Annotated in this window: 22 protein-coding genes and 1 tRNA gene; 14 read left to right on the top strand and 9 right to left on the bottom strand. The window is 48.1% G+C overall.

Annotated features, from left to right (window positions below; genetic code table 11):
- Positions 1-46: 46 nt before the first annotated feature.
- The 11 genes from C8D98_RS07045 (at position 47) to rsmI (ending at position 10,356) form a co-directional block, all read left to right on the top strand.
- The gene (locus tag C8D98_RS07045; RefSeq protein ID WP_132873347.1) at positions 47-1,765 is read left to right on the top strand and encodes a GGDEF and EAL domain-containing protein; all 1,719 of its coding nucleotides are present in this window, start codon (positions 47-49) and stop codon (positions 1,763-1,765) included.
- 236 nt (positions 1,766-2,001) lie between these two features.
- On the top strand, positions 2,002-2,184 hold the full coding sequence (locus tag C8D98_RS07040; protein ID WP_132873346.1) for a Trm112 family protein: 183 nt from the start codon (positions 2,002-2,004) through the stop codon (positions 2,182-2,184).
- Position 2,185: 1 nt separating this feature from the next.
- On the top strand, positions 2,186-3,700 hold the full coding sequence (locus C8D98_RS07035) for an NAD(P)H-hydrate dehydratase (RefSeq protein WP_132873345.1): 1,515 nt from the start codon (positions 2,186-2,188) through the stop codon (positions 3,698-3,700).
- Complete coding sequence (tsaE, locus tag C8D98_RS07030) at positions 3,678-4,097, top strand: tRNA (adenosine(37)-N6)-threonylcarbamoyltransferase complex ATPase subunit type 1 TsaE (protein WP_132873343.1); 420 nt, start codon at positions 3,678-3,680, stop codon at positions 4,095-4,097. Before C8D98_RS07035 ends, tsaE begins: the two co-directional genes overlap by 23 nt.
- Entirely contained in the window at positions 4,097-4,318 is a 222-nt protein-coding gene (locus tag C8D98_RS07025; RefSeq protein ID WP_132873928.1) for a hypothetical protein, read from the top strand. Before tsaE ends, C8D98_RS07025 begins: the two co-directional genes overlap by 1 nt.
- The gene (locus C8D98_RS07020) at positions 4,296-4,568 is read left to right on the top strand and encodes an ERF4 family protein (protein WP_132873342.1); all 273 of its coding nucleotides are present in this window, start codon (positions 4,296-4,298) and stop codon (positions 4,566-4,568) included. Before C8D98_RS07025 ends, C8D98_RS07020 begins: the two co-directional genes overlap by 23 nt.
- Positions 4,569-4,587: 19 nt before the next feature.
- Positions 4,588-7,203 carry a valine--tRNA ligase gene (locus C8D98_RS07015; RefSeq protein ID WP_132873341.1) on the top strand — a complete coding sequence of 872 codons (2,616 nt, stop codon included), beginning with the start codon at positions 4,588-4,590 and terminating at the stop codon, positions 7,201-7,203.
- Positions 7,197-8,021 (top strand): carboxylating nicotinate-nucleotide diphosphorylase, encoded by an 825-nt coding sequence (gene nadC / locus C8D98_RS07010; protein WP_132873339.1) that lies wholly within the window; start codon positions 7,197-7,199, stop codon positions 8,019-8,021. The genes C8D98_RS07015 and nadC overlap by 7 nt, the downstream gene beginning before the upstream one ends.
- Before the next feature lie 53 nt (positions 8,022-8,074).
- Entirely contained in the window at positions 8,075-8,569 is a 495-nt protein-coding gene (locus C8D98_RS07005; protein ID WP_165871227.1) for a peroxiredoxin family protein, read from the top strand.
- On the top strand, positions 8,569-9,534 hold the full coding sequence (gene trxB, locus C8D98_RS07000) for a thioredoxin-disulfide reductase (protein ID WP_132873336.1): 966 nt from the start codon (positions 8,569-8,571) through the stop codon (positions 9,532-9,534). The genes C8D98_RS07005 and trxB overlap by 1 nt, the downstream gene beginning before the upstream one ends.
- Entirely contained in the window at positions 9,535-10,356 is an 822-nt protein-coding gene (gene rsmI / locus C8D98_RS06995) for a 16S rRNA (cytidine(1402)-2'-O)-methyltransferase (RefSeq protein ID WP_243640935.1), read from the top strand.
- Here rsmI and C8D98_RS06990 read toward each other — a convergent pair.
- The 8 genes from C8D98_RS06990 to dnaG all read right to left on the bottom strand — a co-directional run bounded on the left by C8D98_RS06990 (position 10,327) and on the right by dnaG (position 19,826).
- Positions 10,327-10,842 (bottom strand): hypothetical protein, encoded by a 516-nt coding sequence (locus C8D98_RS06990; RefSeq protein ID WP_132873334.1) that lies wholly within the window; start codon positions 10,840-10,842, stop codon positions 10,327-10,329. The two genes, rsmI and C8D98_RS06990, sit on opposite strands and share 30 nt — an antisense overlap.
- Positions 10,829-13,642: a tetratricopeptide repeat protein gene (locus tag C8D98_RS06985; RefSeq protein ID WP_165871226.1), complete on the bottom strand. Its 2,814-nt coding sequence runs from the start codon at positions 13,640-13,642 to the stop codon at positions 10,829-10,831. Before C8D98_RS06985 ends, C8D98_RS06990 begins: the two co-directional genes overlap by 14 nt.
- A gap of 165 nt (positions 13,643-13,807) precedes the next feature.
- The gene (locus tag C8D98_RS06980; protein ID WP_132873330.1) at positions 13,808-14,209 is read right to left on the bottom strand and encodes a ribonuclease HI family protein; all 402 of its coding nucleotides are present in this window, start codon (positions 14,207-14,209) and stop codon (positions 13,808-13,810) included.
- Positions 14,196-14,921 carry a zinc ribbon domain-containing protein gene (locus C8D98_RS06975; protein WP_132873328.1) on the bottom strand — a complete coding sequence of 242 codons (726 nt, stop codon included), beginning with the start codon at positions 14,919-14,921 and terminating at the stop codon, positions 14,196-14,198. The genes C8D98_RS06980 and C8D98_RS06975 overlap by 14 nt, the downstream gene beginning before the upstream one ends.
- Before the next feature lie 5 nt (positions 14,922-14,926).
- A complete protein-coding gene (locus tag C8D98_RS06970; RefSeq protein ID WP_132873326.1) occupies positions 14,927-16,027 on the bottom strand; it encodes a Nif3-like dinuclear metal center hexameric protein in 1,101 nt (366 codons plus the stop codon).
- Positions 16,028-16,054: 27 nt separating this feature from the next.
- A tRNA-Ile gene (locus C8D98_RS06965) sits at positions 16,055-16,128 on the bottom strand.
- Between the two features lie 48 nt (positions 16,129-16,176).
- A complete protein-coding gene (gene rpoD, locus C8D98_RS06960; RefSeq protein ID WP_132873324.1) occupies positions 16,177-18,102 on the bottom strand; it encodes an RNA polymerase sigma factor RpoD in 1,926 nt (641 codons plus the stop codon).
- A 5-nt stretch (positions 18,103-18,107) separates the two neighbouring features.
- A complete protein-coding gene (gene dnaG / locus C8D98_RS06955) occupies positions 18,108-19,826 on the bottom strand; it encodes a DNA primase (RefSeq protein WP_132873322.1) in 1,719 nt (572 codons plus the stop codon).
- A gap of 100 nt (positions 19,827-19,926) precedes the next feature.
- Here dnaG and C8D98_RS06950 point away from each other — a divergent pair, with 100 nt between their 5' ends.
- Complete coding sequence (locus tag C8D98_RS06950; protein ID WP_243640933.1) at positions 19,927-20,844, top strand: ABC transporter ATP-binding protein; 918 nt, start codon at positions 19,927-19,929, stop codon at positions 20,842-20,844.
- Here the strand turns inward: C8D98_RS06950 and C8D98_RS06945 are convergent.
- Positions 20,841-22,160: an MATE family efflux transporter gene (locus tag C8D98_RS06945; protein ID WP_132873318.1), complete on the bottom strand. Its 1,320-nt coding sequence runs from the start codon at positions 22,158-22,160 to the stop codon at positions 20,841-20,843. The genes C8D98_RS06950 and C8D98_RS06945 overlap by 4 nt on opposite strands.
- Positions 22,161-22,299: 139 nt before the next feature.
- Between C8D98_RS06945 and C8D98_RS06940 the strand changes: the two genes are divergently transcribed.
- Positions 22,300-22,986, top strand: coding sequence for a 3'-5' exonuclease (locus C8D98_RS06940; protein WP_132873316.1), 687 nt, complete (start codon positions 22,300-22,302; stop codon positions 22,984-22,986).
- Positions 22,987-23,046: 60 nt separating this feature from the next.
- On the top strand, positions 23,047-23,469 hold the full coding sequence (locus C8D98_RS06935; RefSeq protein WP_132873314.1) for a ClpXP protease specificity-enhancing factor SspB: 423 nt from the start codon (positions 23,047-23,049) through the stop codon (positions 23,467-23,469).
- Positions 23,470-23,623 lie beyond the last annotated feature (154 nt).

Raw genomic sequence — 23,623 nt, 5'->3', positions numbered from 1 at the left:
TACCACTTATTTAATTTTACTGGCAAACGCCCGGCCCGGAGACATAATGACTGAATTGCTATCCTTAAGCGCAGTACTGGTGTTTCTTGTCTTATCGCAACTTATCTCTGCGCTCCTTTTCACCCTCTATTTTATCAAACAAAAAAGAAAGATGGCCGAGGCCAACCGCAAGCTGAAGGCTGCGAACGCAAGGATACAGCAGTATTTAAGCGGGGTCGATGCATCAAACCTTATGTGTGTGATGGACACCACAGGTGTCATGAAATATATAAACCGTGCCTATCTGAACGCCGTGGGCTTCGAGTTCGACGAAATAGTAGGCAACCGATACGACATACTAACCCACCCTGACACCCCTCAGGAAACCTATGAAATAATGTTTCAGACTCTGCAGGAGGGTCAGATATGGTCGGGTATGCTGATGAACAAGGCCAAAGACGGACACACTGTCTATCTGGAATCCTCCGTTGTTCCCATAAAAGACGACAACAACCGCATAACCGAATATCTCTCAATCCGCAAAGACCTGACAGAGCTCTTCAAACAGCAGGAACAGATACGCAAGCAGTACACCGATCCGCTGACAGGCTTCCCCAACAGAACAAAGATGCGTCTGGATATCGAAAAGATAAAAGAACCTGCTCTGGCCATAATAAACATTGATGCTTTCAGCACCATAAACACTTTCTACGGGCTTGAGGCGGGGGACGAGATCCTCAAGGATTTTGCAAAACTGCTTAAAAGCCGTATGGATTTCTCCATGACCGCCTACAGGCTCAGCGGCGACGAGTTTGCTGTTCTGGCGGACAACATTGAAAATGTTGAAGAGTTCAATCACATAATCCGTCAGATAATGCACTATATAACCGAGTACCGCTTCACCCATAAAGGAAACGAGATCACCCTCAGCCTGACATGCGGAACCGCTCTGGGACACGACAACCCGCTGGTCAAAGCGGGAATGGCTCTGAAACAGGCCAGAAAGAACAAACGAAGCCTGACCACCTATTCCGAGGTGCATCAGGTGGCCGAGCAGATGCGTGAGACAATACAATACACGACCGCACTGCGTGACGCTGTTAAGCTGGACAGGGTCGTACCCCACTTTCAGCCCATAGCCGAGACAAGCACAGGCAGGATATTCAAACATGAAGCACTCATCCGCATTCAGGATGAAAACGGCAAGTTCATCCCGCCGCTGTGCTTTCTGGAGCTTTCAAAACAGCTTAAAATGTACAACGACCTCTCTTCCATAATGCTGACAAAGACACTGGAAAAGATTAAGGATAACGACAAGCGCATCTCGTTCAACTTCGACAAAGAGGATGTGCTGAACACGAAAATTCACCAGAAACTGTTCTCCGCCATCAGGCAATACAGTCTTCAGGGGCGGATAACCATTGAGATAACCGAATCCGAGGGTATGGACAACCTCAGCGAACTTGCGGCGTTCGTCAGTCAGGCGAAGCAGGAGGGCTGCCTCATCGCCATCGATGATTTCGGCACGGGCTATTCCAACTTCATGTACATCCTGTCGCTCCAGCCGGATTTCCTTAAAATAGACGGTTCCATCACACGCCAGATCCTTGAGTCAAAGCGTGCCCGCCTGCTTACGGAGACCATAGTCAGCATGTGCAACAGAGCGGGAATTAAGACCATCGGCGAATTTGTTTCATCCGAGGAGATATACACCCTGATGAAAAATATGGGCGTGGACTACGTTCAGGGGTATTATTTCGGTAAGCCGGAAGTGGAACTGCTGTAACAAATAGTCACTCTATTCGACAATTAATCAGAAATGGACTCATACAGCCTTCGGCTAGTGAGCAATAGCGAAGAGTCTCACGATTGAGATTCTTCGGCTAAAGCCTCAGAATGACGCTTATACGTCCCACATCCTATACAGCCGTCTCATTCTTCAATAATTGCTATTCCTTTCCTTGTATTTATCGGCGATATGTTTTAAATTGTTTTTACGAACATAAATTTTCAGGTGACGCTATGATAAAGAAAGAGCTTCTTGATGTTTTGGCATGTCCGAAATGCAAGCAGAAAGTCAGAGAATCGAAAGACGGGAAATACATAGTCTGCGACACATGCAAACTGCTGTACGACATCCGTGAGGATATCCCCGTTATGCTCATTGACGAAGCAAAACAGGTGGAAGACACAGGCGGATACTGATATGGAGATACTAAGCTCCGCACAGATGGCCGAGGCCGACAGCTTTACCATTAACACCATAGGGATACCCTCTGCGGTGCTGATGGAGAATGCGGCGGGGGCTTTCGTCCGCATACTGCTTGAGAAACAGCCGGAAATGACATCGGCGGCGGTGGTCTGCGGATGCGGAAATAACGGCGGCGACGGACTGGCGGCGGCGAGACATCTCACCAACGCAGGAATACATACCGACGTATATCTTGCCTGCGACCCCGAAAAACTTAAAGGGGACGCACTCACCAACCTGAACATACTGAAAAACTATCCTATAAACGTTTTCACGGTCACAGAAGACGAAATACCCTCATTCGAGGGATATGACGTCACGGTGGACGCACTGTTCGGCACAGGGCTGAAACGCCCTCTGGAAGGCTTCTATGAGGAGCTGGTCTACAGCATGAACCTTTCCGCCGAATATATCGCATCCGTTGACATCCCCAGCGGACTTTCAGGCGACTCATGGCTTGTCGAAGGCACGGCCGCTGATGCCGACCTTACGGTAACATTCGCCCGTCCGAAATATCCCCATGTGATGTATCCCGCCCGAAAGCTCTGCGGCGAGGTTATCATTGCGGATATATCCATCCCCGATTTCGCAATTTCGGGCTGCGACACATTCCTTTTAACACCGGACAACCTGCCCGCCATCACCCCCAGGGAACCGGACAGCCACAAAGGGCATTTCGGTCATGCGGTGGTCATAGGCGGAAGTGCCGGCAAATCCGGCGCAGTGCTCATGGCATCCCGTGCATGTGCAGTCTGCGGTGCGGGGCTGACAACCTCGGCAGTTCCGGCAGGCATACTTGCCGCCGCCGAGAACGCCAACCCTGAAATAATGACTTTCCCTGTGGGGATTTCCGGCATCTTCACCGCCAACGGTGCGGACAGACTGGCGGAGTTTCTGAAAGGCAAAACAGTTGCCTCAATAGGCATGGGAATCGGTACGAACCCTGAAACGGCAGAGTTCCTTGACCATATAATCGAGAATACAGACCTTCCGCTGTTAATAGATGCAGACGGAATAAACCTGCTTCAGCAGAAGCATTATAAAAAACTCTCAGGCAGATGCGCCATAACTCCCCACATAGGCGAGTTTGCAAGGCTCCTGAAGCTTACGACCGATGAAGTGAACAGAGACAGGCTTAATCTGGCAAGAAAATTCGCCTCCGAAACGGGAATAATCCTTGTGCAGAAATCCGCCGACACCCTAATTGCCCTGCCCAACGGACTTGTTTTTGTCGACATCTCCGGCTCACCCGCTCTCAGCAAGGGCGGCAGCGGCGACTGTCTGACAGGGCTTATAACAGGCTTTGCGGCGCAGGGATTCGATCTGGATTTCGCATGCATGCTGGGCAGTTTCACCCTCGGCCGTGCGGCGGAACTGGTGCTTGAGACCATGAACGAAAAGACCGTGCTCACCACGGACATAATAAACACTGTCGGGAAAGTGCTGGATGAACTGGAACAGAATTCTTGAGAGCGAAGAGGACACAAAAAAGTTTGCCGAAGAGGCGGCGGAGTTTCTGAAAGGAAAGGTCGTTCTGCTGAACGGAACTCTTGGCGCAGGCAAAACCTTTTTTGTAAAGTGCATTGCGGAGCATTTCAACTGCACGCCCGCATCCAGTCCGACCTTCACCCTGCACCAGCAGTATGACGGCGACATAACCATCCGCCATTTCGACCTTTACAGGCTGAACAGCTTCCACGAGCTTGAGAACATCGACTTCTTCGGCATACTGGAATCCGGTGACACATGCTTTGTTGAATGGGCGGAAAAATTTAATCTGCACGATGAGCTTGAAAAATATATTGAAATAAATATAACTGTACTGGACACAAACAAAAGAGAAATTACGGCGGTGCTGAATTGTTGATGAAACCTGAAATCTGCCCCTTCTGCGGCGAAAAAAGACTCGAAGAACTCGAACCCACCGAAATAATGGTGGATAACTCCCTCTGGGTGATACACCACTATGAGTGCCAGTTCTGCACGGAGGTCTTCGACAAGATAATCCCCGAAGGCGAGCTGGAATACGATATAGATGAAGAGGCCGACATTTACGGTGACACTGATGAAAAAAGATTCCGCAACTGACCTGTTGGGCAGTCTTTCGGAGGACGAGCTTCAGCGCATCGTCATGCTGAAAAGCGGACTTGAGGATCTGAACCTCATACTTCAGGAGATTGAGGATACCTACAACAGGCTTGCCGAAATAGGAATTAGCGAATACGAGAAGAAAAACCAGAAGCTGAGACTGCTTACACTGGAAAAATATCTTCTCGACCTGAACGAAAAGGTCAATTCCGCCATGGGCAAACCGGACGAAAAATCTAAACTTTCATAATAAACGGAGACACTTCCCAATGCAGAAAGAATACCCTACACGAATTAATCCTTCTGAATTTGAAGCTGAACTATACGGCGAGTGGAGCGAAAAAGGCTATTTTCATGCTGACGAACACAGCAAAAAACCGCCCTATTCCATAGTCATTCCGCCCCCCAACGTAACAGGTTCTCTGCACATGGGACACGCCCTGAACAACACCCTGCAGGACATAATGATCCGCTTCCACAAGCTGAACGGCTATGAAACCATGTGGATGCCCGGAACAGACCACGCAGGAATCGCCACACAGAACGTTGTCGAGCGTCTTCTGGCCTCCGAGGGCACAAGCCGTCATGAACTGGGACGTGAAAAGTTCATAGAAAGGGTCTGGGAATGGAAAGCCCAGTCCGGCGGAACCATCATCAATCAGCTGAAACGCCTCGGCTGTGCATGCGACTGGGAGAGAGAACGCTTCACAATGGACGAAGGCCTCAGCCGTGCAGTCCGCAAGGTGTTCGTATCGCTCTACAAAGAGGGGCTTATCTACCGATCCGACTATATTGTCAACTGGTGCCCCAGATGCCACACAGCCCTCTCCGACCTCGAAGTTGAACACGAGGAGATCGACGGCGCATTTTACCACATCTACTACCCCGTTAAGGGAACAGATATAAAACTTGAGGTTGCGACAACCCGTCCCGAAACAATGCTGGGCGACACGGCCGTTGCCGTTCACCCTGAGGACGAAAGATATAAGCACCTCATCGGCAAGACAGTTGTTCTGCCCATCCTCAACCGTGAGATACCCATCATCGGTGATGAATACGTCGACATGGATTTCGGAACAGGCTGTCTGAAAGTGACACCCGCCCACGACCCCAACGACTTCCTGCTGGGCATGAAGCACAACCTTGAGAACGTCAGCGTCATGGACGAGAACGCCGTAATCAACGAGAACGGCGGCGAGTTCTGCGGTCTGGACAGGTTCGAAGCACGCAAACAGGTGGTCGTAAGACTTGCCGAGCTTGGCCTCTTCGTTGCAAAAAAGACCCACCAGCACAAGGTCGGACACTGCTACAGATGCAAAACCGTCATCGAACCCAGAATAAGCCTCCAGTGGTTTCTGAACATAAAAGAGATGTCCAATGCCGCAGTGAACGCCGTTCAGTCCGGTCAGATAGTTATCAAGCCCGAAACATGGCACAAGACGTTCTACAACTGGATGAACGACATCCGTGACTGGTGCATCTCCAGACAGATATGGTGGGGACACCGTATTCCCGCATGGTACTGCAAATGCGGAGAGATAATGGTCGAGGAGGAGACTCCCGAAAAATGCTCACGCTGCGGCAGCACAAACCTTGAGCAGGAGACGGACGTTCTGGACACATGGTTCTCGTCCGGTCTGTGGCCGTTCTCCACACAGGGCTGGCCGGAGAACACCGACACACTGCAAAAGTTCTACCCCACATCCACCCTCATCACAGGATTTGACATTCTGTTCTTCTGGGTGGCAAGAATGATGATGTTCGGCCTCAAATTCATGGACAAGGAACCTTTTAAAGAGGTCTACCTCCACGCTCTCATCCGTGACAAAGACGGCCAGAAAATGAGTAAATCCAAGGGGAACGTTATCGACCCCCTCACAATGATAGACAAATACGGAGCGGACGCATTCCGCTTCACCCTTGCGGCCTTTGCGGCACAGGGCAGAGATATCAAACTGGACGAAGCCAGAATCGACGGCTACCGCAGTTTTGTGAACAAGATATGGAACGCATCCCGTTTCATCCTAACAGGCTACAACGGTCAGAAATTCACAGCCGACACCAGGCTCTCACTTGAGGACAAGTGGATCCTGCAGAACCTGAAAGAGACCGAAGAAAAGGTTTCGAAAGCCGTTAAGAACTACGACTTCAACGAGGCGGCACTGGCTGTTTACCATTTCTTCTGGCATAAGTTCTGCGACTGGTACATCGAGCTTATCAAGCCCAGAATATACGACGAGACCAAGCGTGACGATGCATACGCAGTTGCGGCATACGTTATAGAAAAATCTCTGGTGCTTATGCACCCCTTCATGCCGTTTGTGACAGAGTACATCTACAAGCTAGTAACTGACAAAGAATCCATCATGCTCGCTGACTGGGAAAAATTCGACTTCGCCTATTCCGAAGAAATGACGGAGATGGAGGAGATAATCGAGCTTATCGGGCTTATCAGAAACATCAGGGGCGAATACAACGTATCCATGTCCAAACAGCTGAAAGCCTATGTCAAGACCGACAGAGAGCTGACCAAGACGGCATTCGCAAAATACAGGGATATGGTCATGAACCTTGCAAGGCTTGAGGTTCTGGAAATGACCGATTCCGCAGTGCCCAACGCATCGCAGAACATTGCGCCCTCTTTCGAGGTATACGTTTCCCTTGAGGGGCTTGTGGATGTTGAAGCAGAGATCCAGAAACTTGAAAAAGAGCTGGTGAAGCTGGAAAAAGACCACAGCATCTACGGCGGCAAACTGAAAAACGAAAACTATCTGAAAAACGCCCGTCCAGAGGTCGTTGAGAAGGATAAAGAGAAATTTGCCGAGATTGATGATAAACTTAATAAAGTTAAAGAGACAATAGAGAGGCTGAAAGGACAATGCTGAGAGAAAAACTCGTAAGGCTCGCTCTGGAAGAGGACATCGGCACAGGCGACCTGACAGCGAAGGCTTTCCGTGACTACGAAAAACTGAGCGCCTTTGCATATCTGGCAAAAGAGGACTTCATACTCTGCGGAACCAAGACCGCCCGCATTGTGTTCAATGAGCTGAACGCAGGCATCAACACCATCTTTTACAAAAAAGACGGCGACCTTGTGCAGAAAGGCGAAATATTCGGCGAGGTCAACGGTCCCGTATACTCGATCCTCTCCGGCGAAAGGACATCTCTGAACTTCCTCCAGAGGCTTTCGGGCATAGCCACCAACACGGCGGCATATGTTAAGGAGCTTGAGGGAACAAACATAAAGATTCTGGACACCAGAAAGACCACACCCGGCTGGCGGGTTATGGAGAAATACGCTGTTCTCATCGGCGGCGGAAACAACCACCGAATGGGGCTTTTCGACGGCGTAATGCTTAAGGACAACCATGTGGATGCGGCGGGAGGGATCACTCCTGCGGTGAACCTTGTCCGCAGAAACATCCCCAGCACGGTAAAGATCGAGGTCGAGGTGCGCAACCTCGCCGAAGCCAAGGAAGCGGCCGAGGCCGGAGCGGACATAATCATGCTCGATAACTTCAAGCTGGAGGATATGCCTGCGGCAATAGAGGTTATCGCTAAACGTGCAAAAATAGAGATTTCAGGCGGCATCACAAAGGAAAAACTGAAAAACTTCCGCCATCTGGACATAGACTATATTTCCGTAGGCGCACTGACACATCAGGCAGTCAGCGTCGACATGAGTCTTAAAATCAGAAAATGAAATGCTGTCAGAAGATAAGGAAGCTGTTTAACAAAAAGAGCGGGATGGTTTTTGTGGCTGTGGCTGTCAGCTTTTTCATGCTGTACTACTACCGCTCAAACCCTAACGCACTGAAAGTCGGCACACAGGCGCCGGATGTCGCTTTCGAAACCATGGACGGACAAAAGTTTTCTTTAAGCGAATATAAAATGCCTGTGATGCTGGTGTTTTTTAACACGCAAACATTTTTGTCCAGCGGCATATACACTGAGCTGTATCTCAGAAACGTTCCATATCTGAAAGGCATCGACAAAGCCAACCGTGCGAAACTGATCATTGTTACGGACGGAGAGCAGAAAAAAGATATTATACGAGAAAAATTATCCGACTCTCGCTATAAAGTTCTTGAAAATTATATATACTTAAGTAATATTAAACAGGCGGTAAAAGATTACGGGCTGAGTATCTGGCCGCACTTCTTTCTCATTGATACAAATAAACAAATTCTCTATGAGGCCAAGGTTCCTTCACCTGGTATAGTGGACGATATTTTAGACAGGAGTCAGTAATGCAGAACTTTTTCAACGTACAGGACATTCAGGACGAATACGATCTGGTGATATTGGGTGCAGGCCCTGCGGGACTGACAGCCGGAATGTATGCATCCAGAGACAAGCTGAAAGTTCTGATACTGGAAAAACAATTCCCCGGCGGCTACGTTGCCATAACAGAATGGGTTGAAAACTACCCCGGTTTCCACGACGGCATAATGGGCGCTGATCTGTCTGAAAAATTCTTTAACCACGCTGTAAAGTTCGGAGTTCTCGTGCGCAACGGAAACTGCACAAAGGTTGAACTGGACGGCGACTATAAACTCATCCACGTTGAAAACCGTGCAACCCCCGTTAAGACCAAAGCACTCATAATAGGCTTCGGCTGCGAACCCAAAAGGCTTGACGTTCCCGGCGAAAGCAGATTCTACGGCAGAGGAGTCTCCTTCTGCGCAACCTGCGACGGCTCATTCTATAAAGACAGGGTTGTTGCAAGCGTCGGCGGCGGCGAATCCGCCATCGAAGAGGGTGAATACCTCACACGCTTCGCCTCAAAAGTATACATCATCCACAGACGTGACGAGTTCCGTGCATCGAAACTTGCAATGGAGCGTGCCAGAGCTAACCCCAAAATGGAGTTTATTACCAACTCAGTTGTGGACACCGTAAACGGCGAAACGAAAGTCACCGGAGTCACCCTTAAAAACGTTTTAACAGGCGAAAAGAGCGAACTTACCATCGACGGTCTGTTTGTATTCATAGGCCACACAGCCAAAACCGAACTGGTGAAAGATCTGGTTAAGACAGATGAATGGGGCTTCATCGTTGCAGATGAATCCACCAGAACATCCGTTCCCGGCATTTTTGTTGCCGGAGACGTTCGCACAAAAGAATACAAGCAGATAACCACCGCAGTTGCCGACGGCACTGTTGCGGCCAAGAACGCTGAAAAATACATCAACGAAACATTTTCGAAGGCTTAAGTGAGTAAACTGCCCCCCGTAACCTTTGTTCCGACACCCATAGGCAATCTGGGAGACATCACCCTGCGCAGTCTGGAGGCTCTGAAGGAGTGCGACGTTATCTTTGCTGAGGATACCCGCACGGCAAAATCCCTTCTGAGCGCACTTGACATAAAAAAGCCTGTGGAATCCTACCACAAGGATAACGAAGCGCAGGCATCATCCAGAATCCTGCACACTGTGGAGAGCGGAAAAACCGTCTGCGTCATATCCGAAGCGGGCACTCCCTGCATCAGCGATCCGGGCAATACGCTCACATCGGTTCTTGTGCGTGAGAACGTAAAATTTCAGGCACTGCCCGGAGCCACGGCATTTGTCCCTGCGCTGATGATGTCGGGCTTTGACATATCCGACTTCCATTTCCACGGCTTCCTGCCTCACAAGCCCACTGAACGCCTCAGAGAGGCCGAATCCCTCACTGTATACAACACGGTAATCGCTTTTTATGAATCACCCCACCGAATAGAGGACACGCTGAAAACACTGCTCAAGGTTTTCCCCGCTCCCGTCTTCTGTGCAAGGGAGATAACCAAGATGTTCGAATCTTCATATTTCATTCATACAGAAGCGGATATCGAACAGATAGTTAAAAAGGGCGAGTTTGTTGTTGCCGTGAATAACAGAAAAGCTAAAGCCGAAGAAACACCGTCTGACTGCGGCGACACAGCTAAAAAGCTTATCAAGGCGGGATATGGCTCAAAGGACGTGGTCAACATCCTGAAAGCACTGGGATATAAAAGAAACGACGCTTACTCAGCGGTACAGGAGATTATAGAGTCCTGACCCGATAAAGAACAAAGAACCCGCCGCCATCAGAGCCACCAGAAACATCTTCTTATTCCTGACCGTCTTAGGGGTGATCTTGTCCAGCGAAGGCTTAACGCTTTCGGGCACACTGTCTTTAAGCATGTTCAGAAAATCTTCAAAGTTACCGTAAAGCGATGATATGAAAACAAACTTGTTGGGATCGGAAAGGATAAGTATCACCCTCCAGCGGAGGTTGACTATGCCTATCTCCTCCAGATCTGAAAGGCGGATGCTCTTGTCGCCCATAAGGTTTTTAAGGCGCAGTTCGCCATCTTCAACACTGAATCTGCTCACAAGCATGCTGACCAGATTATACAGCAGAAAAACCGTCACCACGGCGCAGATAGCTGATGCTCCGCCGGACGTATCCTTAACAAGGAATGAATATGAAAAGAACAGAGACGAAACAAAAAGAAATATCATTCCGTACACAAGTTTTCTGCTTATCTTATAAACCGTCAATGCTTATCTCCAGCGGAAGGTCATAGAGGAAATCCCTCTTCTGCTTCTCTATATCATTGATTATGTTCAGTGTCATTTCAAAATTTTCGCTCCGCAGGGCGTAAATAAGTTTATATTCCTTTCCTGTCAGCTCGTTGGGGTAACTTTTAATATAGTTGTTCACCGTATCCAGAAGCCTGCGGCCGTTATAGTTCAGCACAAAATACATCATCTTGTACATGTCGGTGTATCTGTCCGATGCTTTCAGGTTAGCCAGCGAGGTGTAAGACGCTTCGGCGTTCACAAAATCCTCTATCCAGAGGAAATAGTAGAGTGACGCCTTGTAAAGCTCTTTATATCGGATATCTATGGAACTCATCTGCTGGAGATATCTGAGAGCGGAAGCTCTGTCCTTTGCCAGAATGCTGTAATAAACCATTTCCTTAAGGGCGGCGTTGTCGTCCTTATATTCGTTGAAGTTCAGCTGAACGGGCTTTTTGCCCCTCTTAAGCAGCGCATAGGACTTCATGAACTTATAGGCTCTGTCGTTAAGCAATCCGGTATCAACGCTGAAGTTCTTGCCCTCTTCCGTTGCGGTGAGATCCCAGATTACCCTGCCTCTGTATATGCTCTTTCTGTTCTTAAGAGGATCAAGAGCGGCATGCCCCTTTCCGGAAAGGAAATCTGCAATGGCGTATACGTTGTTAAAGTATGAGTTCTGCCCTTTGTGCGGCGCAAGATCCTCTTTCACCTTGCTGTAAAGCCCCAGTCCGGTCTCGGCCAGCAGAGCCGAATAGAGTATCGGTTCCGGCAGATTCCGTTTATCCTCAACAGCCTGAACAGCCCTGTCTCTGACTATGTTGTAATAGTCGGAAGGCTTTGTTGTTTTGGTCAGGGTTCTCATTGTTACAGCCAGACCGAGATATGCAGGGAAATGATAGTTGTTCTGTAAAACCGCCATATCGAAATATTTCGATGCCGACTCCATATCCCCCAGGTTGAGCTTTGCAAGTCCCATGTTGTAAAGCGTATACGGGTTATTGTTCAGCATTTCGTTTGCCTTTTCGAACTTGTCGTAGGCCTCGTTAAACCTGTATGCGAACATATCCGCAACGCCTGTGTTGTTCATCCTTATCCCCTCGGAAAACTCCACCGAACGCTCAAGCTCACGCAGTGCGCTGAGTTTTTCGTTCTCCTGAAGCAGCTTGTAGCCCATTGCAACAAAGCTCATCATCTCCGAAGGTTCTATGAAAAGAGGATAGAGCATCAGCGAAAGCATCTGCTCGTATGTGCCGTCAAATCTGTATGAAAAATCTATTTCTTCGATTCTGGGTGTCAGGTGAAAGCGCACGTTCGTATTTCTTGTGAATGAGGTTTCACGCTGAGCCTGTTCCGCCACTGTCTCTTTCAGTCCGGCGACGTTGTTCGTGCTGAAATATACGGCTGTTCTGTACCAGAAATATTCAGGACGGGATTTATTAATCTTTTTAGCATAGACAAGCACGTTGTCATACTTTTTGTATTTCATGTTTATATACGACTGGTAGACGTAATAGTCGTTGTCGGTTTCAGGCGGAACCTTATCAATGAACTGTCTGGCGGGAACCATCTTGTCCTTGAAAATATAATAGGCCACCCTTGCAAGATCCAGAAACGGGGAGGAGCGGTCGGAAAGAAGATCCGCCTCAAGCTCGCCCAGAGGCTCGTAGTATATTATCTTGTGCTTTATGACCATATACAGCATATCGTCTGTCTGAAAACGCTGATAGGCGGCCATTGCCATCCTGCCGGCATCGGCTATCTCGCCCATGCCGAGCTGTATTTCATACTTTAGTCTGTAGTATTCCGATTTATCGGGAAAATCGTTTATCAGCGAGGTTATCTCAGTGTTGGCATCCCTGAAATCGCTGTTCAGGTAATAGGCCCGGGCAAGCCTGTATCTGTAGTCTTCGGCCGGATCCTTACGGATAAGCTCTTTCAGAAGCGCTATTGCGCTTTTGTAGTCGGTAAGTGCCGCATAGTTGAGAGCGGCAAGATTAATTGCTTCCTCCGTGCGGTACATCTCCATGGCTTTCAGGGCGTTCGCAAGTCCCTGAGCGTACATACCTTCGTTATAGTACGCACTGCCGAGGTTATAATAGTCGGTGTAGTCCTTGTCGGCCAGATTTTCAAGAATGGCTATGCCGTTCTTATATTCGCCCACCGTCATCAGGAAATAGGCATAGTTTGACCGGACGTATTTTGAGTTCTCGCCCTTTTTAATTGCCTCCTGAAAATAGGTGGCGGCGAGAGCTGTCTGCCCCCGCTTAAGGTAGATGTTCCCCATGTTCACAAGCATCTTTGCTGTGCTGCTGTTGTTGTCCTTCAGCAGGGTTTTGACGATCTTTTCCGCTTCGGCCAGCTTGTCGGTTTGAATGAGCACCACGGCAAGGTTCATATATGCTTCTTTAAAGGCCGGATTCTCTTTAACAGCCTGTCTGAACGATTCCTCACTCTTCTCAATGTCACCCAGAAGATAATAGCTGACACCCATATTATAGAAAGCAATGGAACGGTTCTGAGCCAGCGCTTCGCTGTAAAAGTCTATTGCATTTGAAAATTCTCCCTTAAGGAAGAATTCGTTACCTTTGGTTATATTTTCATTGGAGTTGATTATGGGGGAGACGATCGGTTTTGCATCCGTCAGCTTCTCTTCCAACTGGGGCTGAGGCTTATCCTGCTTCGAACAGGAGAACATCAGCACAGACAGGAACACCACAGTAAGGATGAGCATCCTGTATGGCAGACGCAGACGTGTCAGTTTAAATTTTTCTCTGCTCATATCCGGCGGCATAATCCTTTATCCCTCCGGCACGGGTTTTTATATATGGACAAATTCCGACTCCATTCGGAAAAAAACTTCCTTTGGACATTAATCGGCAGTTCTGCCCAAAAGTTGATATATTTAAGCCCGCTTAGTGCGGGCTTAAACGATATATTTTATAACTTATTTCTGTGCTTCGTCAATGGCTTCGTTTGCGAGCCTGTCCGCTGTTTTGTTCAGCTCACGCCGGACGTGGGTGAAAGTGACCTTTTTTCCTGCAAGAATGGAATCCAGCTGCTGTTTAAGCATTATCATATCGGGGTGCTTGACCCTGTATATGCCTGTCATCTGCTTAACGATCAGTTCGGAATCCATAAAGAAGTTTATCTCATGGGCATCCGCAACCATAGGGCATTTAGCCGCCTCTATGACCGCTGTGTACTCTGCAAAGTTATTGGTGGCTGTGCCCAGATATTTTTTTCCGGTAAAAATTTCGACACCGTCCGCATAAACTGCGAAACCGCAGGCGGCAGGCCCGGGATTTCCCCGGGATGCGCCGTCTGTGTATATATCAATTTTCGGCATTATTATCTTCGGGCAGGGCGTAAAGGAAGCGCTGGCAGTTGGGGCACTGGAGAAGCTCTTTATCCTTTTTTACCTCAACATAAAGCTGGGGCGGAATTTTTATGCAGCATCCGGTGCATGTTTCGTTTTCAACACGAACCACTGCGAGGTTGTTTCTCGCATCCCTGATCCTCTCATATTTTGAGAGCATGGGCTTTTTGACGACTTTAACAGCCACTTCTCTGGCCGCTTTGTCCGCTGAGAGTCCGCTGATAAGCTCTGAGTTTTCCTCGTCCTTCTGGGTTCTGGTTGACTCAAGCTCCTGTTTCATCTTCTCAAGCTGATCGATCACCGACTGGTTTTCGGCTTTGTATTTGTCAACAGCCTCAGTCAGTTCGATGAGTTTGAGCTCTGACTCATACACGTTCTTTTTAAGAGTGTCCATCTCTTTCAGCACAGCTTCATATTCCTTGTTGTTCTTCACTTCGGGAAGTTTTTTCTGTGCTTTGTCAAGCAGAGCCTTACCCTCTTCGTAAGCTGCTTCCACCTGAATTTTGGCGGCGAGATCTTTCTCATACTTCCTGTTGAACTCGTCGAAAGCCGCCTGTGCCTTATCAAGCTCGTTCTGCGCCTTCTTAACATATTCGGGCTGACCTGCCAGCTTTGCCTCCGCATCGGCTATCAGGTTGTCCAGACGCTGAATCTCGATAAGCTGCGAAATTATCTCCAACATTTACCTTACCTCCAGTTTATGATAGGCGGTTGTTCGTCTATCAGCACTGTATTTATATTAAATTCGTTACCTATTTTTTCTGCCAGATATTTCATGAAGATGCGCTCTGTATGGAAGTGACCCGCATCGACAATAACGATGCCCGCCTCCTGAGCGTCCAGAGCCTCGTGGTGTTTCATATCCCCTGTAACCAGCACATCTGCCCTTCCAACGCATTTTTTCCACATGGAGGCTCCGCTGCCTGTCACGACAGCAAAACGCTTCACACGGGCGGAAAGATCAGCTGTGTTGATGCGCAGGGTGTCCGAACCCAGTGCAAAACGCACTTTGTCAAGAAAACCAGAAAGGGGCATGGGGGTTTCGAAGGAGGCGATGCGCCCCAGACCGTATTCTGCGCCGCCCTCAAGTGGGTAGACGTCGTATGCGACCTCTTCGTAGGGGTGTGCCTCAACGACTTTGTTTATGAGATTTTTTACTTTTGATTTTTCAATGATGGTTTCGATGCGGTGCTCGGCGACCTCTTCAATCTCGCCCAGGCTGCCCATGAACGGCTTTGCCCCTTCGCAGGGCTTGAATCTTCCCGTGCCCTCAGCCGAGAAAGACACGTCGGAGTAGTTGCCAATGTTGCCCGCACCCGCCTCAGCCATGGCCTTTCTGACCTGCTGCGAATGCGTCACCGGCACAAAGACGATGAACTTGACCATTTCCTTGTGCCCCTCTGTAACAAAAATCTCCTCAACTTTTCCGTTGAGCAGAGAACAGAGGTGGTCGTTAAGGCTGTAATCAGCAAGGTCTAGACTGGTGTGATGAGAGAGTATGGAAAGCCCGTTCTGTATGGCTTTAATGACTTTTCTGTCGAAAGGTCTGTCGAAGCAGAGGCTTTTCAGAGAGCCAAAAAAAAGGGGGTGATGAGTTATCAGAACCTCACACCCCTCTTCTATTGCTTTGTTTATAACTTTGTCGGTCGGGTCAAGTGCGAATGCGGCTTTAGTGATTTCCCTGTCGTCAGGTACTATCTGGTTCCCGCTGTTGTCCCAATCGTATTGGCGACTCTTGTCAGCGATAGCCTTCTCCAAGTAATTTCGTAAATCTCTTACTTTTGTCACTTACCTTTCCCGTTTTATTTAAAAGAATGGGCCAAGCTGGACTCGAACCAGCGACCTACCGGTTATGAGCCGGTGGCTCTAGCCAACTGAGCTATTGGCCCTTGCAGAGTTGATGTTTTTACTCGTAAATTACGAGTTTGTCAACACTTTTATTCGGTAAAAGTTTTTAAAATTCTGCTTCTTGTGGGGTGGCGGAGTTTCCTCAATGCTTTTGCTTCGATCTGTCTGATACGTTCGCGTGTGACATTGAACTTCTTACCTACCTCTTCAAGTGTATGGTCGGAGTCGCAGTTTATTCCGAAGCGCAGTTTAAGCACTTCCGATTCTCTGTGGCTCAGGGTTTCCAGAATCTGCTGAGTGTGCTCCTTCAGTTTCAGGTATGTAACCTCTTCTGAGGGGTTCTTAGCGGATTTATCCTCGATAAAGTCGCCAAGGCTCGAATCCTCGTCCTCACCTATGGGTGTTTCAAGGGATACGGGTTCTTTAGCGATCTTCATGACCTTTTTAATTTTCTCCACAGGAATATCCATTTTAAGGGATATCTCCTCGGGTGTGGGTTCACGACCCATATCCTGCTGGAGCTGACGGGTAATCTTCATCATCTTGTTGATGGTTTCGATCATGTGCACGGGAATCCTGATGGTTCTGGCCTGATCGGCAATGGCTCTTGTTATGGCCTGACGGATCCACCATGTTGCATAAGTGGAGAATTTATAGCCCCTCTTATACTCGAACTTCTCAACTGCTTTCATAAGGCCGATGTTCCCTTCCTGAATAAGGTCGAGGAACTGAAGACCTCTGTTGGTATATTTTTTGGCGATGGACACAACCAGACGCAGGTTGGCCTCGATAAGTTTAGACTTGGCGGACTCTGTCTCAGACTCGCCCATAATCAGGCTGTCATGAATAACGTCCAGCTCGGCCTTGTCAAACCCGAGGTTGCTCATTGATGCGTCAAAATTCTTCTTCGCCGCTTTAAACTTTTTAAGGATGGTCGCAATGTCGTTTGCGCCCATACCTCTTGCCTCGCAGGCTCCCTTTATCCTGTCTTCGCAGACCTGCGAAAGATCCTGATAGTCGGTGAGCTTAACAACACGGCAGAGCTTCTCAAGCTCCCTTGTGCTGTCGATGATGGCTGAGTAGGCTGATTTTATATCTCCTGCAATATTGCAGATCTTGGAATAATTTACTTTAATTTCAAGGAGTTTTCCGGTGATCTCGTCCACCGTTTCGTGCATGGTCTGCTTAAGGGTGAGAACCTCGTCCAGACCCAGCTTGTTCTCTTTAATTCTGTCATTGATTATGATGTTCTGCTTAAGCTTTGCGGCTATATCTTCAAGGATGGTGATATACTGCTCTTTGATCTGGAGCTCTTTTTCGTCCGCAGCTGAAACCGAGTTGATGTCTTCGGCCTCGGGAGTTTCCTCTTCGGTCTCCTCCTCTTCCTCAGGCTCGATAAAATCTTCTTCTCCTTCCTCTTCTTCCTCTCTCTCTTCGACCGTGTCCAGATCATCATCGATGTTTCTTATGATGTCCGCATCCGGCTCATCCATATCGACATGCTCGGGTTCCAGCTCGTCCTCTATATCTATAATGTCTTTAAGCCTCATGCTGTCGTTTTTGATGCCTTCGGCTATTTCCATTATTTTAGCTGCTGTTTTCGGGTAGAGAAGTACGGCACGCAGAACCTTTCTCTGCCCGTCTTCTATCTCTTTGGCGACTTCTATCTCCTCGTCACGGTTAAGCAGGGGGATGTTTCCCATCTCCTTAAGGTAGAGTCTGACAGGGTCATCGGTGCTGATTGTCTCTTCGCCAACGTCTTTAAGCAGCCCGAAAGACTCTTCATCGTCATCGTCAACATCATCATCGGCGGTGAAAAGACCGGGCTTGTCCACTTTGCTGTCGATAACATCGATCTTAAGCTGCGCCAGCAGCATCATGATCTCGTCGATAAGCTCAGTGGTAAGTATATCATCCGGCAGGTTTTCATTGATCTCATCAAAGGTCAGGAAGCCTTTTTCCTTTCCCAGTGCGATAATGTTTTTGACTTCAGGGCTTTTTATCTTTCTCGACATCAGGCTCAATCCTCCGAATTCCTTTTGTGCATCATACGGCGTGCCTGTTCGAACCTTTTAATGGCCAGTTCACGCGCATCCGCCCCGCCATCCGACTGTTGAATAGCTTTAGACAGGGTGTCCATAACTGAATTGGAAATCAGCTTTTCTCTGGCAGCTGCCGCCAGTCTGTAGATATCGGTTTCCGGCATTTTGATAACGGCTTCCGATAGTTCGCTGCCCACATCAGGTGAGCACAAAAGGACACTGATATTATCACCATCACGCAAAACATCAAGAACTTTCTTATAAATCTCAGCCAGTTTTTTATCGTTAAAAAACTCGGGCAGAATATTTTCCGTCTGCATAAGAGCTACGTCTTCCGGAAGTTTGAAAAGTGTGGCGATAAACTCGCGTTCATAAATGTATGTTGTGCCTCGGTCCGTGTTTCGCACAGGCCGCTTGCTAACTATTTTTAAACTATTATTTGCCGCAGAAAGGTCAATATCCTTTTTTAATATTTCTTTTCCCACGTTAAATATTTCCGCCAGTTTATCGGCGTAATGCTCTTTTCTGTAAGGGCTTTTCACCTTAACCAGAAGCTGTTTCATCCTTTCCAGCGCCCTGAGGCTTGAGTTCATATCCCCTGCCGCCTCAGCCAGAGTTTCCGCTGTAAAAACAAAAAGATCCTTTCGTGTCTCCAGAAGCTTCCCGAAGCCTTCGGCTCCTTCCCTGTCGAGGAAGGTGTCGGGGTCGTCATCCTTGGGCAGGAATATCACCGACGGAAAACTGTCCGCAGCAACAAAGACATCAAGGCTTTTCAGAGCCGAGTTGTATCCGGCATCGTCGCCGTCATACAACATATATATATCATCGGTAAAACGCTTGAGCAGTGCCACATGGTCGGATGTCAATGCGGTGCCCATGGTGGCGACACTGTTTCCGAACCCTTTGTCGTGCAGGCGCATAACATCGAAATAACCTTCGACTATAAGCACATGCCCTTTTTTGCGGATATGTTCCTTCGCATGATCGAGGTTGAAAAGCACCTTTCTTTTCTTAAATATCTCCGTTTCGGGAGAGTTTATATATTTGGGCATCTGCCCCGAAATAGTTCTGCCGGAAAAAGCGATTGTCCGCCCGCTGACTCCCCTGACAGGGATCATGACCCTGTCGAAGAACATCAGGCGCATGCCGAACTGCCCCTCTTTGAACAGTCCTGAGTTGATCAGAACGCTTTTGTCATACTTGCGGACGTATTTCTCCGTGTCGAACTTCTGGGGGAACCATCCCACCATGAACTTTTCAAGGAGCGAGTCGGAAAAGTTTCTGCTTTTAAGATACGTCAGAGCCTCTTTTCCTATGCCGGAATAGAGATTCCTGCGGGAATCGAGCACCAGTTCCTCATGGAGTGCGGCGATGTCCTTTGCCGTCTGGCTGACCTCCGCCCCCTCATACTCCATCTCAACGCCGTATCTGTCTGCCAGAAAACGGACGGCTTCAGGAAATGGAAGGCTGTAGTAGTTCATCACAAAAGATATTATGTTTCCGCCGGTTCCGCAGCCAAAACAATGGTAAAAACCTTTGTCGGGATGCACGTTGAACGACGGTGTCTTCTCCGAATGGAAAGGACACAGCCCCTTGAAGCTGTTTCCAAGCTTTTTCAGGGGCACAACATCATTTATGATCTCGTAAATATCGCTGGCTTCTAAAATTTCATCTATTTTTGACGATGGTATTTTCATAGGTTAAAAAGAATAAGCTCCGTATACATACTTATATTTTATAGACAAAGAACCAAATATCAAATATATTTTGCCCATGCTGTCAATTAATAATTTATCGGTGGAACTGAAAACAAAGGACAATCCTTTCATCATTCTGCGGGATATCAGCTTTTCCCTGAAAAAAGGGGAAATACTGGGAATCGCCGGAGAATCGGGAAGCGGGAAGACCATTCTGGCCAAAACCATCCTGAATCTCATCAGAAAACCTGTGGTTAAAACCGCAGGAACCATCTCGCTTGACGGCAGAGAACTCGTCACCGAAAAAGATTTTGCATCTGTGCGTGGAAACAGGATATCAATGATATTCCAGAACCCCACAGGCTCACTGAACCCCGTGTTCACCATCGGTCAGCAGATCACAGAGGCGATCCTCACCCACAATCCAAAAATGTCAAAGGCCGAAGCCAGACAGAAGGCCATTGAACTGCTCACAGAGGTTGAGATACCCCACCCTGCCGAGCGCATGAACTCATATCCGCACCAGCTTTCGGGCGGAATGAACCAGAGGGCGATGATTGCTATTGCCCTGTCGTGCGACCCCGAAGTGCTCATTGCGGACGAACCCACAACCGCACTTGATGTCACCATTCAGCAGCAGATACTTAACCTTATAAAAAAGCTGAACCGTGAGAAAAATCTCTCTGTGATATTCATAACCCACGATCTGGGACTGCTCACCAGAATTGCAGACGAGAGCTTCATCATGTACGCCGGGGAGATTATGGAGCGGCTCACGGGAACAGACCTGCAGGCCGGAAACATACGCCATCCGTACACGAAGGCACTGAGGGAATGCGTGCCCGCCATAGGCGAGACAAGAGAATACCTGAATACCATCAAAGGCACAATAACTTTCAACAGCGCGGAGTTCGACTCAAAGTGCATTTTTGCCGAAAGATGCGGAAGAAGAACCGACAGATGCCTGACGGAAAAGCCCGTTTTCGGGAACGGCTTTTCATGCCATAACCCTTACTAGACCTTTATACTCTTCCATTTTCCGCTTCTGAAACGCACCAGAAGTATACCCGCCCGCACAACGGATTCTATCATGGCCACCAGATATACCCATACCGAGTTTGTGACATAGAATGTCAGTATCCATGCAGGAAGAATGCGAAGTCCCCAGAGGGAGACGGTGTTAATATAAAAGGTCACGTTAGTATCGCCCGCACCACGCAGACTGCCCGAAACAACAAAACACACGGCCAGAGGAACCTGCGAGATACCCATTATCCGCAGATACCACACTGCGTTCTCTATGGTGGCCTCATTATCGGTGAACATTCTCGCCAGACCATGAGGAAACACAGCCATAAGAAGCCCAAGCACACCCATTATAACCGATGCGGAAATGACGGCGGCCGTCGCATCCTTCTCAGCCTCATCCGGCTTTCCTGCTCCGATGCCCTGCCCCACCAGAGCCATACTGGCAAAGATGAACCCTACTCCGGGCATGAACGCAAGCCCTTCGATACGCAGTCCCACCTGATAGCCCGCCAGAGCGTCAACTCCGAACTTAGCCACCAGTGCCGACAGAACAATATACGAAGGATGCGCCACAATACGTTCCAGCCACGCCGGAACAGCAACCTTTATCCCTCTGATAAGCAGGGTAAGATCCCACTTTGAAACAATTCTGATTTCGCTGAATGTCAGGTAATACCAGATATACACGGCAAGCTGACAATAGATGGTTATGGCGGTGGCAAGCGCCGCACCCTGAACACCCATTTCAGGAAAACCGAATTTTCCGAAGATGAGCACCCAGTCCAGAACAACATTTATCAGGTTGCCGAATATGCTGATATAAAAAGGAACTTTCGTCTGACCTATGGCGTTCAGGCCGCTGAAAAGCACGCCCTGAATGAAAAGTGCAGGCATTGCGTATGAATAGGTTGAAAGATAGATTGCACCGTCACGCACAACCTCGGCATCCGTACCCAGAATTTCGAAAAGAAACGGCGAATGGAAAACGCAGAAATACATCAGCGGCAGAGAGATAACGAACGAGAACAGAAACATCATATAAACTGTCTGCCCGGCTCTGTCCATCTCCTTTGAGCCGTAAAAACGGGACACAAGAACGTTGGTTCCCACATACACTATCGACATGAACGCATACAGCATTGTCGTGTACTGCATGCTGACACCAACCGAAGCAAGGCTCACCGAGGAAATACGCCCCACGAAAAGCATATCCACCATAGACTGAACAATGTTCATAAAGTTGTGAAACACCGCGGGCATGGAGATTGCGAGCACCCTGCGGTACCTGTCATTAAGACGAATCATAAATTGTTAATACTCCGGTATTTTTGCATTCATGCGATAAAATATACTCTAATACCTGTGAAAGTTTATTGCAATAAATCAGTTTTGGTTTTACAATAAGTGCAAATAAAATGGTATTTCACTGAATAGGTTTTCTAAAATGATTAGCAAACTCTTTAATAAAAAACCTGCTGGGGAAAAAGCAAAAGACCCCATATCTATCTATGTTAATAAGCTGTGCGATAATTTCGCTAAAAATATAACACTGGATGAAAGGATTGAAGATACTGTTTTCTCCGTGGTAGACACGGAGACCACAGGACTCGACCTTGCAACGGCAAAAATAATCAACGTTGCCGCAGTAAAAGTTCAGAACTTCAAAATCATCGATTTCTATAACTCATTCATAAATCCCGAAATTGACATCCCAGCAGAATCAATCAAATGGCACAACATAACAAACGAAATGGTAGAGGATAAACCTACAGCGGGAGAGGTTCTGCCGGATTTCATAAATTTTGTGGGCAGTTCGGTTATAGTCGGCCACCATATCAACTTCGACATAAAGATGATCAATAAAGAGCTTAACGAGTGCTACGGCTGTTCCATGAACAACCAGTGGCTGGACACAATGTTCATATACTCCAGAGCCATACGCAAAAAAGAGGAGCACGTCAGTCTCGATTTTCTCCTTTCTAAATATCAGGTTGTCTGCAACGGCCGCCACACGGCACTGGGCGACGCACTGGCAACTGCCGAGGTTTTTGCCAAGATGATGAGCCAGTCGAAATCCGAGTTCCCGTCTTTGCGAAAACTCATAGACAGCCAACGACTTATAACGGGGTAAAATAAATTTACAGTTAACCTTGCCATTGACTGTCAGGTTTATATCCTGTATGTTTCAGCTATGGGTGATTTCAGACTTAACGTTCTAAAAGAAATTCTGAACAGTTACGAAAAATTCTTTATCCATCTTATGCCGCATCCTCAGCTGATAATCGGCTCCAGAGGGCTTGTGGGCGAAGAGAAAAAGAACGGCATCGTGCTGGTTTTCAGCTCATATTCATACGACAAACTGAGCATGGAAGACGATTCTGTAACCGTTAATATGAAATTTTCAGGAAGCTGGGAGAGCCTTTATATTCCGGTGGACGCCATAAGCGCAATATTCAACGACCCCGTCAAACCGGAGTTCATGTTCAGCTTTAAACCGCAGAACAGAAAATCCGCCCCGCAGCCTGTGGAAAAAGAGACTTCTGACGATGAATCGGAAGACACGGAAACCTCATCAGGCGGTAGCAACGTTATCCAGTTCAAAAGAAAGAACTGATCAATAAAGAAACCCGCCAACAGTTCACGTCACTGCGAGGGCGACAGCCCGTGGCAGTCTTCAAATCAGCTTTACGACTACACTTAGATTTCTATCCGGTCTTCATATGGAAGATTGCTTTAGCTCGCAGCAAGCTGCTTCGTACAGCCTTCGG

The organism is Seleniivibrio woodruffii, assembly GCF_004339245.1.
Taxonomy (GTDB): domain Bacteria; phylum Chrysiogenota; class Deferribacteres; order Deferribacterales; family Geovibrionaceae; genus Seleniivibrio; species Seleniivibrio woodruffii.
This window is presented reverse-complemented; position numbering and strand designations above follow the sequence as displayed.